Origin of the sequence: Polaribacter butkevichii (assembly GCF_038024105.1) — a bacterium.
Lineage (GTDB): Bacteria > Bacteroidota > Bacteroidia > Flavobacteriales > Flavobacteriaceae > Polaribacter > Polaribacter butkevichii.
This window is the reverse complement of the sequence record NZ_CP150661.1, coordinates 398223-414453: the sequence shown is the minus strand read 5'-3', so window position 1 is coordinate 414453 and position 16231 is coordinate 398223. Positions and strand designations below refer to the sequence as shown.

General features: G+C 28.7%; 13 protein-coding genes. 12 read left to right on the top strand and 1 reads right to left on the bottom strand.

All coding sequences use genetic code 11. The features are described from left to right. Window position 1: 1 nt before the first annotated feature. From WG951_RS01350 to WG951_RS01310, 9 genes are all read left to right on the top strand, one after another. The gene (locus WG951_RS01350; RefSeq protein WP_105048422.1) at window positions 2-3226 is read left to right on the top strand and encodes a type I restriction endonuclease subunit R; all 3225 of its coding nucleotides are present in this window, start codon (window positions 2-4) and stop codon (window positions 3224-3226) included. A 26-nt stretch (window positions 3227-3252) separates the two neighbouring features. Then, window positions 3253-5046 (top strand): MotA/TolQ/ExbB proton channel family protein, encoded by a 1794-nt coding sequence (locus WG951_RS01345; RefSeq protein ID WP_105048421.1) that lies wholly within the window; start codon window positions 3253-3255, stop codon window positions 5044-5046. Window positions 5047-5051: 5 nt separating this feature from the next. Further along, window positions 5052-5750 (top strand): OmpA family protein, encoded by a 699-nt coding sequence (locus tag WG951_RS01340; protein WP_105048420.1) that lies wholly within the window; start codon window positions 5052-5054, stop codon window positions 5748-5750. Continuing rightward, window positions 5737-7137, top strand: coding sequence for an EH signature domain-containing protein (locus WG951_RS01335; protein ID WP_105048419.1), 1401 nt, complete (start codon window positions 5737-5739; stop codon window positions 7135-7137). The genes WG951_RS01340 and WG951_RS01335 overlap by 14 nt, the downstream gene beginning before the upstream one ends. Next, window positions 7137-9977: a DEAD/DEAH box helicase gene (locus WG951_RS01330; protein WP_105048418.1), complete on the top strand. Its 2841-nt coding sequence runs from the start codon at window positions 7137-7139 to the stop codon at window positions 9975-9977. Before WG951_RS01335 ends, WG951_RS01330 begins: the two co-directional genes overlap by 1 nt. A gap of 2 nt (window positions 9978-9979) precedes the next feature. Beyond that, window positions 9980-10375 (top strand): hypothetical protein, encoded by a 396-nt coding sequence (locus WG951_RS01325; RefSeq protein WP_105048417.1) that lies wholly within the window; start codon window positions 9980-9982, stop codon window positions 10373-10375. A 142-nt stretch (window positions 10376-10517) separates the two neighbouring features. Further along, complete coding sequence (locus WG951_RS01320; protein ID WP_105048416.1) at window positions 10518-10946, top strand: hypothetical protein; 429 nt, start codon at window positions 10518-10520, stop codon at window positions 10944-10946. Window positions 10947-10958: 12 nt separating this feature from the next. After that, complete coding sequence (locus tag WG951_RS01315) at window positions 10959-11264, top strand: hypothetical protein (RefSeq protein ID WP_105048415.1); 306 nt, start codon at window positions 10959-10961, stop codon at window positions 11262-11264. Window positions 11265-11440: 176 nt separating this feature from the next. Beyond that, the gene (locus WG951_RS01310) at window positions 11441-12520 is read left to right on the top strand and encodes a hypothetical protein (RefSeq protein WP_146105257.1); all 1080 of its coding nucleotides are present in this window, start codon (window positions 11441-11443) and stop codon (window positions 12518-12520) included. A 312-nt stretch (window positions 12521-12832) separates the two neighbouring features. On the opposite strand, the gene WG951_RS01305 is transcribed toward WG951_RS01310, so the two are convergent. Then, on the bottom strand, window positions 12833-13054 hold the full coding sequence (locus WG951_RS01305; RefSeq protein ID WP_105048413.1) for a type II toxin-antitoxin system Y4mF family antitoxin: 222 nt from the start codon (window positions 13052-13054) through the stop codon (window positions 12833-12835). Window positions 13055-13376: 322 nt separating this feature from the next. On the opposite strand from WG951_RS01305, the gene WG951_RS01300 reads away from it, so the two are divergent. The 3 genes from WG951_RS01300 (at window position 13377) to WG951_RS01290 (ending at window position 16229) form a co-directional block, all read left to right on the top strand. Beyond that, window positions 13377-14492, top strand: a complete 1116-nt coding sequence (locus WG951_RS01300) for a hypothetical protein (protein WP_105048412.1) — start codon at window positions 13377-13379, stop codon at window positions 14490-14492. A gap of 142 nt (window positions 14493-14634) precedes the next feature. Continuing rightward, the gene (locus tag WG951_RS01295) at window positions 14635-15753 is read left to right on the top strand and encodes a Fic family protein (protein WP_105048411.1); all 1119 of its coding nucleotides are present in this window, start codon (window positions 14635-14637) and stop codon (window positions 15751-15753) included. Window positions 15754-15938: 185 nt separating this feature from the next. After that, window positions 15939-16229: a hypothetical protein gene (locus tag WG951_RS01290; RefSeq protein WP_105048410.1), complete on the top strand. Its 291-nt coding sequence runs from the start codon at window positions 15939-15941 to the stop codon at window positions 16227-16229. Window positions 16230-16231: the final 2 nt, after the last annotated feature.

The window sequence follows — 16231 nt, the reverse complement described above, 5'->3', positions numbered from 1 at the left end:
TATGAGTCAAAAATTTACAGAAGCCCAATTAGAAGCTGCATTTTCTGAGTTGATTGCCATTGAAGGATATCCACATCATTTAGGCGATACGCTTAACCGTGGTGAAGACGAAGTTATTTTAGCAGATGATTTACGTACTTTTTTACTTCAAAAATACAAGGAAGAAAACTTAACCAAACAAGAAGCTGATAGTATTATTTTACAAATAAAAACCTTGCCTGCTTCTGACTTATATGAGAGTAACAAGCGTTTTATGTCTTGGTTATCTGATGGTTTTATTTTAAAAAGAGAAGATCATACGCAGAAAGATATTTATATCAACCTGGTTGATTTTTCAGGTTTAGAAAACCAAACAATAAGTAAAAACATAGAAAGCTTGGTTGCAGAACCATCAACAAATTATGGAAATCTAAATATTTACAAATTTGTTACTCAATTAGAAATTACAGAAGCAAACCAAAAACGGATTCCAGATGGTATTTTATATATCAACGGATTGCCTTTGGTAGTGTTTGAATTTAAAACTGCTATACGAGAAGAAACGACTATACACAATGCATACGAACAATTAACAATACGTTACAAAAGAGATATACCACAACTTTTTATTTGCAATGCTTTTTGTGTAATTTCTGATGGCGTAAACAATAAAGCTGGTTCATTTTTTGCTCCTTATGAGTTTTATTACGCTTGGAGGCGTGTTGATGGTTTGGCCAAAGATGTAGACGGTATAAATTCTATGTTTACACTGGTGCAAGGCATGTTGCAGAAAAACCGATTACTAGATATTATTCGCAATTTTATTTACTTGCCAGACAGCAGTAAAAGGAATGAAAAAATTGTGTGTCGTTATCCGCAATATTATGCTGCAAGAGCTTTGTATGATAATATAAAATTAGCTCAAAAAAACAGAGATGGTTCTGGTGGTGATGGAAAAGGTGGAACTTATTTTGGAGCGACTGGTTGTGGTAAAAGTTTCACGATGCTTTTTCTGACACGTTTATTAATGAAGAGCCAGTATTTTGGAAACCCAACAATACTATTAATTACAGATAGAACCGATTTAGATGACCAATTATCGTCTCAGTTTACAAACGCCAAAAACTATGTTGGTGATAACGGAATTTTAAGCGTAGAAAGCCGTAAACAATTGCGAGAAAAATTACAAGGTTGCGAATCTGGTGGTGTATTTTTAACCACCATTCATAAATTTACAGAAGACTTGGCTTTGTTAACCGAAAGAACTAATGTTATTTGTATTTCTGATGAAGCACACCGAAGCCAAACCAATTTAGACCAAAAAGTTACTGTTACGGAAAAAGGAGTGAAAAAGACCTTTGGTTTTGCTAAATACCTACACGATTCTTTACCCAATGCTACTTTTGTAGGTTTTACAGGAACACCAATAGATGCAACACTTGATGTCTTCGGAAAAGTAGTTGACGCATACACAATGACCGAATCAGTAAAAGATGAAATTACGGTACGTATTGTGTATGAAGGAAGAGCAGCAAAAGTAATTCTAAATAATAGTGAACTCGCAAAAATAGAAGCTTATTATAATGAAGCTGCTAACGAAGGTGCAAATGAATATCAGGTAGATGAAAGTAAAAAGCAGTCGGCTAATATGAATGCAGTCTTGGGAGATCCAGACATTTTAAAGAAAATAGCCAACGATTTTATAACACATTACGAAAATAGAGTAAACGAAGGAGCTACGGTAAAAGGAAAAGCAATGTTTGTATGCAGTAGTAGACCAATTGCCTACGCTTTTTATCAAAATTTAATAGCCTTACGTCCAGAGTGGGCAGAAATAAAAATAGCCAAAGACGGAGCAGAATTAACTGATAAAGAAAAGAAAGAAATAAAACCAATGCAACGTGTTAAAATGATAATGACACGCGGCAAAGACGACCCAAAAGAAATGTATGAAGCTTTGGGTACAAAAGAATACAGGAAAGAACTAGACCGACAATTTAAAAATGAAAAATCAAACTTTAAAATCGCTATTGTAGTAGATATGTGGTTGACTGGTTTTGATGTACCGTTTTTAGACAGTATGTATATCTACAAACCAATATCACAACACAATTTAATTCAGACCATTTCTCGTGTAAATCGAAAATTTGCAGGGAAAAACAAAGGTTTAGTAGTCGATTATATTGGAATAAAAAAAGCAATGAATTTAGCTTTAGCTAAATATAATAAAGGAGACCAAGATAATTTTGAAGATATAGACGCTTCTTTAACTGCGGTGAGAGACCAATTAGATCTGTTAGATAAAATATTTCATAAGTTTGATAGTTCTAATTATTTTAATGGTTCGCCGTTGGATCAATTAAATACCTTAAATAAAGCTGCCGAATATGCTCAAATTACAAAAACCATTGAAACACGCTTTATGGGTATTGTGAAACGTTTAAAAGCTGCTTATGATATTTGTGCAGGAAGCGAAAAGCTAACCCAAACGGAAAGAGATTACACCCATTTTTATTTAGCAGTTCGCTCTATTGTGTTTAAATTGACTAAAGGAAATGCACCAGATACCGCACAAATGAATGCAAGAGTGCGAGAAATGATTAAAGATGCTTTGCAAAGTGATGGTGTAGAAGAAATATTTAAAATTGGAGAAGAAGCCGATAGTCATCAAGATATTTTTGATGATGAATATTTAGCGAAGCTGGATAAAATAAAAATGCCCAACACCAAAATAAAACTCTTACAACAATTACTTGCTAAAGCTATTGGAGAAATCAAAAAGGTAAACCAAGTAAAAGGCGTTGATTTCACTAAAAAAATGGAAGCTTTGGTAGCTAACTACAACGACCGTAGTGAAAATGACCTCTATCGTAGTGAGGTGTATGATGATATGGCTGAAGCATTAACAGATATGATTATGAAGGTTCGGGATGAATTTGATTCTGGAGAAAAACTAGGAATTGATTTTGAAGAAAAAGCATTTTATGATATTCTGTTAGAACTTTGTAAAAAATATGATTTTACGTATCCAGAAGAAAAACTAATTGAATTGGCTAAGAAGGTAAAAGAGTTAGTTAAAACCCAAGTTAAATATCCAGACTGGAATACAAGACCTGATATGAAGTCTGCTTTAAAAGTTGGTTTAATTATATTATTAGATGAGTTTGGTTATCCTCCAGTAGAAAGAGATGAAGTCTATCAAGAAATTTTTACCCAAGCAGAGAATTATAAGAAGAATAGGAAATAAAGAGAATATTAGAGATTAAAAAAGCTATGAAAATTTTAGAAAATTATTTTGCCTATCCAAAAGACGGAAGCATTCCTATTGGTACCATTGTGGTAGTTATATTACTTGCTAGTTTTATAGGAGCATTATTGTATTTATTTGTAAAAAGGAAAAAACTTTTTACTTCTATAGAGCAACAAAACATTACATCCGATAAAGAACTATCTCCTATTTGGTCAGCATATAAAAAAACCTTTGTTAATTATGGGAGCATTACTAAAACAAACCATCATGCCAAAGAGTTCTTTTCTGAATATGCCATTTTAAATGTAAAGTTAGATATCAGATTATTAAATAATGTAGCCAGCTCTTTAGTTGGTTTAGGGGTTTTAGGTACCTTTTTAGGATTAGCTTTGGGTGTTTCTTCAATTCAGTTAACAGATTCAGAAACTATAAAAGCAAGTATAGACACCTTATTAAAAGGAATGGGAGCTGCTTTTACAACATCTATTTGGGGAATGATTTTATCAATATTATTTACCCTCATATATAAATACAAGCAAGCTAAAATATCAAAAAAAATTAATGAGTTGTGTTTACTTTTAGACAGCGAAAATAAAATTGAATTGCAAGATTTAGAAGTGATTCAGGCGGAAAAACAAAAAGCAGTAATTCACGAGTTATTTAATGAGTATTTAGTAGCAGATACAGATGAAGGAAAACAATTACCAAAAAATGTGTTCAGACAATTGTTAGAAGAATCTATGAATCAAACAGTAGCATTACAAAAATTTGCCGACGATTTAGGAGAAAGTATTGCAGATACTTTAGAAGCTACTTTAGAAAAATTAACTGAAGAAAATGGAAAGCAATTAACCGAATTAATAGAAGGACAATTAGTGCCTGTATTAAATGAGTTAAAAGATATAAAACAAGATTCAGGTACCGCCATTATAGAAACTGCCATAGAAAACCTTTCGAATTCTATGAGAGAAATGATGCAGAATTTTAAGGAAGAGATATCTGGAGATACAAAAGAAGAAATGGAACAACTTTCATTAAGGCTTTCTACAGTATCGGATTCGTTACTATCAGTACCAGAAACTATGCAAAATGTATCTCATGAAATTTCTGAAACTATTGATTTATTAAAAAATAGTGTAATAGATAATATTACAAAGGCTAACCATGAGTCAAAAGCCAATAGTACAGAGAATAAAGAATTATTTGAGTCCGCAAATACTGTATATAAAGAAACGTTGGCTGAAGTAAATACTAGAATGGATAAAATTATTGAAGATCAAAAAAATAATTTAATGTTATTCTCTGATGTTACAAAAGAAGTACAAGCAACTCTAGATAATAACAAGAATCTTAATTTAGAGTATCAGCAGATTTTAAACGGTTCTAAAGGTGTGGTAGAAAAAATAAATAGTATTGCCACTAAGTTTCAATTAAACTCAGAACACCTAGATAATATAACCTATAGCTTAACAGCAAGTATTGAGAGCCACAAAAAAGACGTATTAAGTGTTTCAGAAGCTCAAAATAACTTATTGCTTGATATTAATAAATCAATTGATAAAACACAAGGAGTATCAGAAACCTATATTAATAAGTTTGAAACGATAGAAGAAGGTTTACAAGGTATTTTTAAACATTTACAAGAAGGATTGGTAGAATATCAAACTACTACAAGTGGTACTTTAAATGATTATTTAGTTAGCTTCTCTACCTCATTAAAAGATTCTCAACAAGGTTTATCTGCTATTTTAGGCAGCTTAAATGAAATGGTAGAAGATTTAACTGAATCTGTAGATAAACTAAGAAAATCTAAATAGAAATTATGGATTTTTCAGAGGAAAAAACAAATCAGTTTGATTTATCTACAGGAGATTTAATGGCTTCTCTTTTAATGGTTTTTGTATTGTGCTTAATTGGTACCATGTTACAGTTACAGGAAGAATTTGATGACAAAAGCAAAGTTGCAGAACGTTATAAGGAATTACAATCTCAGATATACATAGATCTACAAGAAGAGTTTAAAGACGATTTAAAAGAATGGGGAGCAGAAATAGACAAAGAGCAATTAATCTTTCGATTTACAGAACCAGATATATTATTTAGAGTAGGAAGAAGTGAAGTAAAACAAGAGTTTAAAGATATTTTACAAAGTTTTTTCCCTAGGTATATAAAAGTATTAAGTGGTAAGATTTATAAAGATCATATTGAAGAAATTCGAGTTGAGGGACATACATCTCTAGAAGGTCAAAATAATATGACAGATCAGCAAGCTTATTTTTATAATATGAAACTGTCGCAAGATAGAACCAGGTCTGTGTTATCCTTTGTTTTAGAACAATTAGATGAAAATGTATATCAATGGACAAAATTAAGAACTACAGCAAATGGGTTGTCTTCAGTAAAACCAATTGCAGAAAATGATACAGAAGCAAATAGAAAACTTAACAGACGTGTAGAATTTAGAATTAAAACCGATGCCGAACAACAAATAAGAGAAATGTTACTCTATGGCGAACATTAAACAACTTCTAAACTGGAACTTATTAAACTCTGTTATTAAAGCTAACGGACAGAAGTTGATTGCTCATAAAACAAAAGAAATTTTTAATACTAATATTGATACGTTAAGCAATATAGCATTACAGCAAACAATGAGAAGTGAAATACCTAAACAAGAGTTGGTAGAAGAAATTTACGATAAGTTTAAAAATTTAGAGGAACAACCAATAGCCGTTTTATTAGAAAGTTTCACAAAAAGAGAAGTCCGCTTATTGGTTTGGTCTTTAGATTATAAAGGAGAAGAATCTATACTTTTTAGTACACAATTTGGTAAATTTATCCGCTTGGTAAATGAATATTGGCGAGATTCTTATATAATTCCACTTTGGTATGTATTACTAAAAAACTGGTATGCTTTAAATAATAATAAATCGAGATTTCAAGAGTACATTATTCTTTTTAAAATAAAATGTGATGAATATGAAAAATCTAGAAAAGACGTTATCGCAATAAAAACTCATTTTAATTTTTGGAAACCTAACGGTATTAAATCTTTTGTTAATTATTTGAATGAAAACAACATACCTTTTAATGGTATTTGTACATACTTAAACTTTAATGCCAACATACTTGGTACCGATTATTATTACGAGAGTTTTATATTGTACTTAAAGATAATAGATAAAGAGAATATCTCTAAAGAGCTAGTAGAGGATGTATTAGTTGAAATAAAAGGGATAAATAGTAAAAAACATAAGCTAATTTTATTAAGTATTCTAATTACTTCTGGTCAGTTTTCAAGAACAATTAACATAATACAACAAGTAGCTTTTTCTATTATAGGAGATCCGATTGTAAAAAGACATTGGACTAGTGGTCATTTAAATGAAGAGGAAATTGAACTTGTAGAAAGTGCAAGAAAGAAGTTACTTGTTTTAATGAATAAAAAGTTTATTAAAATATTTTTCTCAAAACTAGTACAAGATCCAAGAAGAGAAAAGTACTGGTTAAAGTTTATAGACGATATTGAAGATGTGAAATTTGTAGGAAACCGATTAAATTATAGTATTCTTAAAAATAACCAAGAGATCTCTAAATATGTAGATGCTCGTTATACTGTTACTAGAAGTAACCAAAGTACATCTGCGCTTATTTTTTGGGCAAAAGATTATGTTTTTGTAGAATTTTCAGATAAAGGTGCTGTGTATATTTATAAAAGAGAAAGTTTTAATATAAAAACAAAACATATAGAAAACATAACAGAATTAAAAAGTTGGCCAAGAGGAATGGCTGTTATTAAATCTGTGGGTAATTATTGGGAGTTTATGCCAGAAGGAACACATGCTCACATAGGTGAAAGATGGGAATTTAGGCTAAGTATCTGGATGAAAAAATATTTTTATAACTAATGGAAATAATAAAAAACTACAAAGAAGAATGTATTGAGTTTTTCTACAAAAAAGAGTCCGGTAAAATCGTTTCATTTTCTAATTGGATAGACAATAATGTAGATCCTATTGCTTTTAATATTATTAACGATTTATTAGTAAATGGTATTGCAGAAGAAGTTGATGATAAGATTGTAATTAAGAATGCAGATATTTCTTTGATGGAAGAAGATTTAGGGATTTTAGAAATTCCTAATTGGTATCCTTACGAAATTTACATAACTCTAAAAGGGACAGGATTAAAAGATAAAAAAGGACTTTTAGAATATTCGTTTCAAGATAAAACTAATAAAAACGGAACAGGAAACATTGTTTTTAAAAATTCCGATAGAAAAGGAGTTTTATTAGAAAAAAGTAGTTGTTCTTATGTTTTAAACGTGATGAATTTAAATATGATTCACGCCATTGAAGAATTTAATAAAGCATCAGACTTACCCGAAAAAGAGCGTTTAAAATTAATTGCAGAAATACAATTGATAGCTTCTAAATGTAAGAATGTATTTTTATCGAGAATATTATCTGAAACGATCATTTTAAATCCCTCAACTTGTAAGTTAAACGTAACAGAAATCGGAGAAAATAAATATAGAATCACACCAGAATTTGAGGAGGTAAATCAAACAGTTTTTGAGAAAAAATTCAATTTATTAAATAGAGTAAAACCAGAATATAGTTATTCTGAAGAAGGAAAGAAAATTAGAGTTTTAATAGATGATTCTAAAGAAGGGGAAGGAATTAAAACAGAATTAGAAAAAGTAAAAAAACAAAGAACGTATTCTAAAGAAGAGATAAGTGAAATGGTGGAAACACCTTCAAAATTTTGGAATACGGATCTTTTAGATTTAGACGATTTTGGTAAAAGGGTTGCAGAATTGGGTATTTACAAACCAAAATTTTATCCTTTTATTAGTCCTTATAAATCAGAATGGATACCTGGTATTGCTATTGAAGATGTAGTCAACGGTACACGATTATTATCAATTGAAAATGAAGAACAACTAGAAAGTTTAAAGCAAGTCTTTGAAACCGCAAAAGCAAAGAAAGAAAGTGAAATTGTTTTTAAAGATGAAATCTTAGATATACATAAAATACAGCCTATTATTGATATTGCTGAGAAGCAACTAAAACAACCAAAAACACCAGTAGTTTCACCCAAAGAAGATCAAAACAAGGAAGTTAAAAAAGTTTTGATCATTAAGGAAAATACTGAGATTGAAGAATATGTTGAAAATATAGAAGTAATAAAAGACGCTGATTATCGCTTAAGTGAAATATCAAATCTTTCTAAAGGAATTCAATTAAAAAAACATCAAAAAGAAGGAGTTGCTTGGTTACAAACCTTATCAAAAAAACCTTATAATTTGCCAGGTGTATTATTGGCAGATGATATGGGGTTGGGAAAAACCATTCAAGTTTTATATTTTATGGAATGGTATTTTCAAAATGGAAATACAAAACCTAATTTGGTGATAGCACCTGTTTCTTTATTGGAAAATTGGGAACAAGAACACAAGAAGTTTTTTAACGATTCTGATATAGAAATTAAATTGTTATGGGGTAGTAATGTTAGAAATTACGTTCATGTAAATGACAAAGAGTTAACCATAAAAAGCTTAAGTAGTCCTGGTTTGTATTTAACAACTTATGAAACACTTAGAAGGCATCAAATACCATTTGCAATGGTAAATTGGGGTATTGTAGCGTTAGATGAAGCTCAAAGAGTTAAAACACCAGGAACTTTAGTAACCAATGCTGCAAAAGCTCTAAAAGCGCATTTTAAAATAGCCATGACAGGTACACCAGTAGAAAACTCTTTAGTTGATTTATGGTGTATTATGGATTTTTGCAACCCTGGTTTATTATTAGATGCCAGATCTTTTACAAAAGAATATGTAAAACCTCTAAATGATGCCAATACAGATTTTGAAACGCATTCAAAAAATTTACGGGGAAAAATAGGAGAAGCTTTTATGAGACGTATGAAGGTTGATGTAGCTAAAGATTTACCTACAATAACACCTATCGAAAACAGAGCACATGCCCAACAAATGCCTATTGAGCAATACAAAGCTTACATAAATGAGCTAAGAAATATTGAAGAGATAAAAAAGTCAGGGAACAGCGGAGCTGCTATCTTACAAGGTATTTTAAATTTAAAATCTATTTCAGACCATCCATTACTTAAAACGGACGATTTAGCAACTTTAGAAATAAAAGAAGTTGTTAGTAGCTCTGCTAAATTAATGAAAACAATTGCTCTTATAGAGGAAATTAACGAACGTAAAGAGAAGGTAATTGTATTTACAGATAATAAGAAAATGCAAAGAGTTTTAAGGCGCGTTTTTTTAGAAATTTATAATATAAATGTTGCGGTCATAAATGGAGACACACCGTCAAGTTCAAATAGCGTAAATCTTAAAAACGGAAAATTATCACGTCAACAAGAAGTCGATAAATTTCAAAATCAAATAGGTTTTAATATCATTGTGATGTCACCAATTGCAGCAGGTTTTGGACTAAATATTACAGGAGCAAATCATGTGATTCATTATACCAGACATTGGAATCCTGCGAAAGAAAATCAAGCTACGGATAGAGCGTATCGTATTGGGCAAACAAAACCAGTTCATGTATATTATCCGATGGCTATTGCACCAAATGAAGAATTAAAAACATTTGATATTATTTTAAATAAACTATTAGAAAATAAATCTCAATTAGCATCAAACACGCTATTTCCATCACAACAAATAGAAATTAAAAATGATGAATTTTTAGATGCTTTTTCTATAAAAAATTAAAAATGAATTTTAAAAAAATAGCTATATCCCCTTTTTCAGCTAAAATGACTTTAGGTTTGGAACTAGGGTACACCAAGAAGCGAATTAAAAAAGAAGAAGTAATAAAATACCTTCAAGAATACCAAGAGAAATTAATAAATGACAAGAATTTAGTTTTAAGTGTTTCAGTAACTGAATCTATAATTGTGTTGAGCGGTCAGGTTGAACCTCACCTGCAACTCAATTTTATAAATTATCCAAAATTTCAGTTAGAAGAAAATATACTTAAAATAGAAATTGAAAATTTAACACGATCTATAATGCAAAGATTTGAACAAAACAGAGTGGTTATTGAATATTTAAATGAAACAATTATGTTTGAAGATAGGGAGTTAATTGATCCTAGAATAAAAAAGTAATTAAAAAAATTGGTTATAAGAGAAGTGAAATTTTTCTTCTAGATAAAATCGTACGGATAATAATGTAATATGTTACCCAGTGCTTTTAAATAGGTTTAAAGTCCAATTATTATTTTAAATTAGTAAAATTATAAATATTGTTATGAGATTTGATATATTTTCAAAAATAAGTACACTATTAAATAGAGTAGTTGATATTATTACCCAAGGTGGTTTAGAAAGGGTTAGGGTTTTAAATGAATTTAATAGAGTTTTTAAGTCTGCCTTTGAAATAGGAGAGTTTGATAGGTTATGCAGTGTAACAACCTCTAAGGGTAATCAAAACTTTAAGCACGAGCTAAGTACTATTTACTTAAGAAGTGGTTTTAAAATTACAATTATGAATGATGACAATCTAAAAAAACAAGATTTTTCTAGGATTGCTAAATATTTTGTGATTAATAAAGCCTTCGCAAGAAAATTAATGGCATTAGGTTACGATACTCTTTTAATAAAAGGTAAGTCTAGTACAACAGGTTTAGAGATACCTCTTAAAGAAATTGCTAGCTTAAATGATTACATGGTTAATTAAAAAATATATAAAATGTCTATATTCTCTTTTGTAAAAGAATTTCTTTTAGAACGCCGGAAAAAGTCAGAACTCCGTAAAAAAATATTATCTGAAAAAATATCATATGCGGATACTGCAGAAAATATCAGTAAAAGTATTTCCCATAGTGATAAACTGTATAAAGAACTAATTACAAAGGTGCATCCAGATTTATTTGAGGAAGATATAAAAACGCATGCAACAGAATTGTCTTCTAAAATAACAAAAAACAAAAAAAATTACAACGAATTGCTAAAGCTTAAAATTGAAGTTGAAGATTTTTTACAAATTAAAAAATAGTGAATAACATCCTTCATAACATTATTAGCCTTTTTTTAATTTCCTGTATTCTTATAGTTCTATTCTATGAAACTCCAGTTGAGAATAAAATAGATTATAAAAAGGAAATTGTTGATTTTACAAATGCAGAAGATAGTAGAGATATAGATAAGGTTTTATCTTTTTATGAGTTTCCTGTGTTAGATTATTGGAAATATAAAGAAATAAGTAAAATTGATTTAAAAGAATTATATTTAAGTTATTGGAAGAGATATGAATATTCAGAAAATGAAATACAAAAAATAGATAAGATTAGTGATGATGAATTTGTACTTACAACAAAATATATCTATAGTAAATATTTCAATCATATTAATAATTATAGATTGTCAGAAACTAAATTTAAATTTAATAAGTTGGGTAAAATTGCCTCTATAACTAATTTAAGTTTAAAAAAAATAGATCATCAATACATTCTTGATAACAATTTAATTAGAGATTTTTCATACACAAAAAAGGTTCTTAAAAAAAATAACACAGACCTAACCATTGTTTTAACCATCTTTTTATTATTTAATTTACTTATACAAGCGTTTATTTCAAATGGTACGATAAGTAAATCAGTAAAAGTAACAAATACAAAAGATAATAATTCAAACAAACAAACAGATAAAAAAGTATCTAATGAAAATTTAAGAGACAAGTCAATTAACGAGCTAAAGTTAAAAGAACAAGTAGCATTAGGTGAATTAAATAATCGTATTGAAAAGGAAAAGAAAGTTTTAAAAGATAAAGCGTGGCAAGAAGCTTTAATTAAAGTTGAAAAAAAAAGAATTGAATCAGAAAAAAAAATAGAAGCACAAAATGAAGCTGAAAGAATTAGAAAAAATAAAATAACAAAAGAAAAAAGGCAAAATGACCTAAGATTAGAAAAAGAAAGGTTTGAAAAAGAAAAAAGATTAGCAGCAAAAAAAGAAGCTAGAAGAACAAAAAAAGAAGCGGAAGAAGCTAAAATAAAAAGAGAAAAGGCTGTAATACAAAAAAGACAAGATAGGGAGAGAGAAAAACGTAAAAAAGAAGAGAAAGAAGAAAAGCTGAATAATTCAAATATATCAATAGTTGAAGAAGAAGAAGATTCTTTTTTTGATGATAATTTAAGCCAATATATTACTGAAATCCCTGATGACGAAGAACAAGAAGATGAAAGTGACATAGGAGACTTTCTTACAGATAAATACATGCCTCAAAACTTAAAAAATAAACTTAAAAAGAAATAAATACAGCCGCTTTTTTCAAAACTAAATAAGCAACCTTATCTCATTCAACTGCGCAAAATTATCACTAAGTCGTTGTACTTCCTTATCTCAAATCTTTGCTTGTTACATTTCGTTAAGTTGGAAAAAAAAACAAACAGTGAATTAAAAGACACTTTTATAATAGATAGCTTACAATAAAAATATAATTGAGCCGATTAATTAATTTAATCGGCTTAAAAATTCTATCAGAATTTTATTATTTATAAAGTTATTAAGGAATAATTACTTCTCATCACAGCAATTTTAAAAAAAAGGAATGGATAAAAACACCTATTATCCTACCTCTTTATCATCTACTCTTTCTTCTCTAATAGGCATTAATGCATGACCAAACATACTTAAAACTTGGTTAACTTTATCTAGGTTTAGATTGGTTTTCCCCTGCTCTATTTTACGCACAACAGTTAGCGCTACTCCTGCTATATCCGCAAACTCTACTTGTGTTAAATTAGCAGATTTTCTACGTTCTTTAACAAATTCTGATAAACCTTTCATTATATGTAATTGAATATAAATTTAATCAAAATTAAACTTTTATATCTTAATACATATAAAAACGTGTATTTAATTAAATTTATACGGAAACACATATAAAATTAAAACTTCACATATTATTTGTACCCTCACATCAAAAAATTATAAATAAATTATAGAACATAAAATATAAGCTACTAATAAATTTAACAGGTAATATATTACCCAAATTTGGCCATTTTGAGTAATATATTACTCGTTATCAATACTGATAATCAATATTCTAAAAAAAATAAAATTATTAAATTGGGAGTAATTACTTTAAAACTTAATACAAAACCCAATGGAAAACAAATCATTAACAAGAATAGAATTATATAATTTAGTTTGGACAAAACCAGTTACTCATATTGCAAAAGAATATGGTTTTTCGGACACAGCAATTCGTAAAATTTGTATTAAACATAAAATACCATTACCTAAATTAGGCTATTGGTCAAAATTAAAATTTAATAAAAAAGTTCAAAAAACAAAACTTCCTAAACAAGACGAAAACCCCAAGATATCACTAATAAAAAAGAGCTATACTCCTAGTACTGAATTAACATTTATAAAAGAGAAAATTCAAAATAGTTTTGGAAATAAACTTGAAGTACCTAAAAAATTAAATAAGCCTCACAAATTTATAACTGCTACAAAAGTTTATCACAATAAGCTTAAAATAAGAAATAAAAAAAAAGATTGGACAATGAAAATAGATACTTTAGATGTAATAAGTATTGATGTATCTGATAAACTTTTTGCTAGAGCCTTAAAATTCATGAATACTTTAATATTTCTACTTGAAAAAAATGATTATCAGATTACTGCAAATCTTAAAACTAAAATTACAATTAGAGAACAACATTACACTATAAGACTAATAGAGAAACATAAACGAGTAAAAAAAGAAACAACATATAGTTGGGATTCATTTGACTTGGAACCTACAGGTAATTTATGTCTTAAATTAGAGCATTCATACCCTATTAAAGAATGGTCTGATAGTAAAACAAAACCTATTGAAGAAAAATTAATAGATATTATTTCTTGGTTAGAATTAAAGGTCAAAAAAGATGAACAACAAGCAATTAAGAATGCTATTAGGCATAAACAACAAGAAGAAAAACGCAAGAAAGCAGGAGAATTACAAAGGTTAAAAAACGAAGAACTATCTAAATTTGAATCTCTTTTCCTTACAGCTACTAGATGGCATAAATCACAATATATTAGGAATTATATTAAGGAATTTGAAGATTTTGCTATCAAATCAAACAATTTAAATATTAAAAAAAAAGAGTGGATAGATTGGGCTAAAGAAAAAGCCGATTGGTATGACCCTTTTATTGAAAAAGAAATAGATCTTCTAGAAAATATTGATAGAGATACTTTAAAAGAAAAAAGTCGTTATCATTATTAAATTACAATTATAAAAATAGGTTAATTTTTATAATTGTAATTTTAAAAATCTTTTTTAACATAATATTAAATGAGCTATAAAAAACACAATTATAGCTCAAAAATTTATTATATTTGAGCTATATAAATCATATTTATAGCTCATGGCTTATAAAAATTGGAATTGGTTACACAAAAAATGGCCACTGTTTACTTATAACAAAGAAGATCTTGAACAATTAGAAATGCAATTTTCTAAAAACTCAGGACTCGTATTAGGTGCCATAAAACATATAGAAGGAGTTTCTAAAAATGATTTATTAGTAGAAATACTTAGTGAAGAAGCTATAAAAACGTCAGAAATTGAAGGTGAAATTTTGAATAGGGAAAGTGTACAATCCTCTATTAAAAAAAATCTTGGTTTTGCCACAGATAAAAGAAAAATAGCTCCGGCAGAACTTGGAATTTCTGAAATGATGGTTGATTTGTATCATAATTTCAATAAACCATTAAGTCATGATCTACTGTTTGATTGGCATAAAATGTTAACCAATGGTAGAAGAGATTTAGCAAATATTGGAAGCTATAGAACACATACAGATCCAATGCAAGTTGTTTCTGGAAGACTGGATAGACCCAACGTCCATTTTGAAGCGCCTCCATCGGACAAAGTACCTGTTGAAATGGAACAATTTATTCTGTGGTTTAATACAGTTCATCATCCAAATAATATAAATATATTACCAATGGCAAAAGCTAGCATTACACATTTATATTTTGTTTGCATTCACCCTTTTGAAGATGGAAATGGAAGGATTGCCAGAGCATTAGCTGAGAAATCTATTGCCATTAGTTCTAAACAACCTACATTAAGCTCATTATCACACACAATAGAAGATAATAGAAAAATGTATTACACATCACTTGAAAACAACAATACAACATTAGAAATTACTAATTGGTTACAATACTTTAGTGAAACTATTTTAAGTGCTCAAGAAAACACTTTAAAACGTGTTGATTTTATTGTAGAAAAAGCAAAGTTTTTTGAACGACATAAAAATAAATTAAACAAGCGACAACATAAAGTGTTATTAAGAGTCTTTGAAGCTGGGCATACAGGTTTTATAGGTGGATTAAGTGCCGAAAAATATACCAAAATTGCTAAGACATCTGCTTCAACTGCTACAAGAGATTTAAAGGATATGGTTGAAAAAGGAGTTTTAACAAAAACAGGAACTTTAAAAAGCAGTCGTTATGAATTGAATATAAAAATAATGTAATCTTATATTTGTCTTATTTAGCTTGCTTTTATAGAACTTTATTTTCTTTAAAAATAGACTATATTATTTTAAAAATAATATATTAATAAAACTGCACTTATCAAATAATAAAAAAAACTGACTATCAATTAATTATAACCTGGAACAAACATTGTTTCTAACTAATCAAATTAAAAAGATAAGTTATGAAAACGATACTGAATTACCAACAAAGCGATCATTTTGAAGAAAGAATAGCCCAACGGCAAATAGATCCTTTTTTGGTTTCTATGTGTCTTATTAAAGGAACTATAAAAACTATGAAAAGAAATAAAATAGAATACACTTTAACTAAGGAAAGTATAAAACAAGCTATTGAACAAGGTTACATTTTTGCACGAGATTATCTTGGTTTAATCAGTTTAACGGTAGTTGCTCGAGAAAATATATTAATAACTGCTTTTGTTAAGTTTGGAGACACAGGGATAACTAGTTAGAC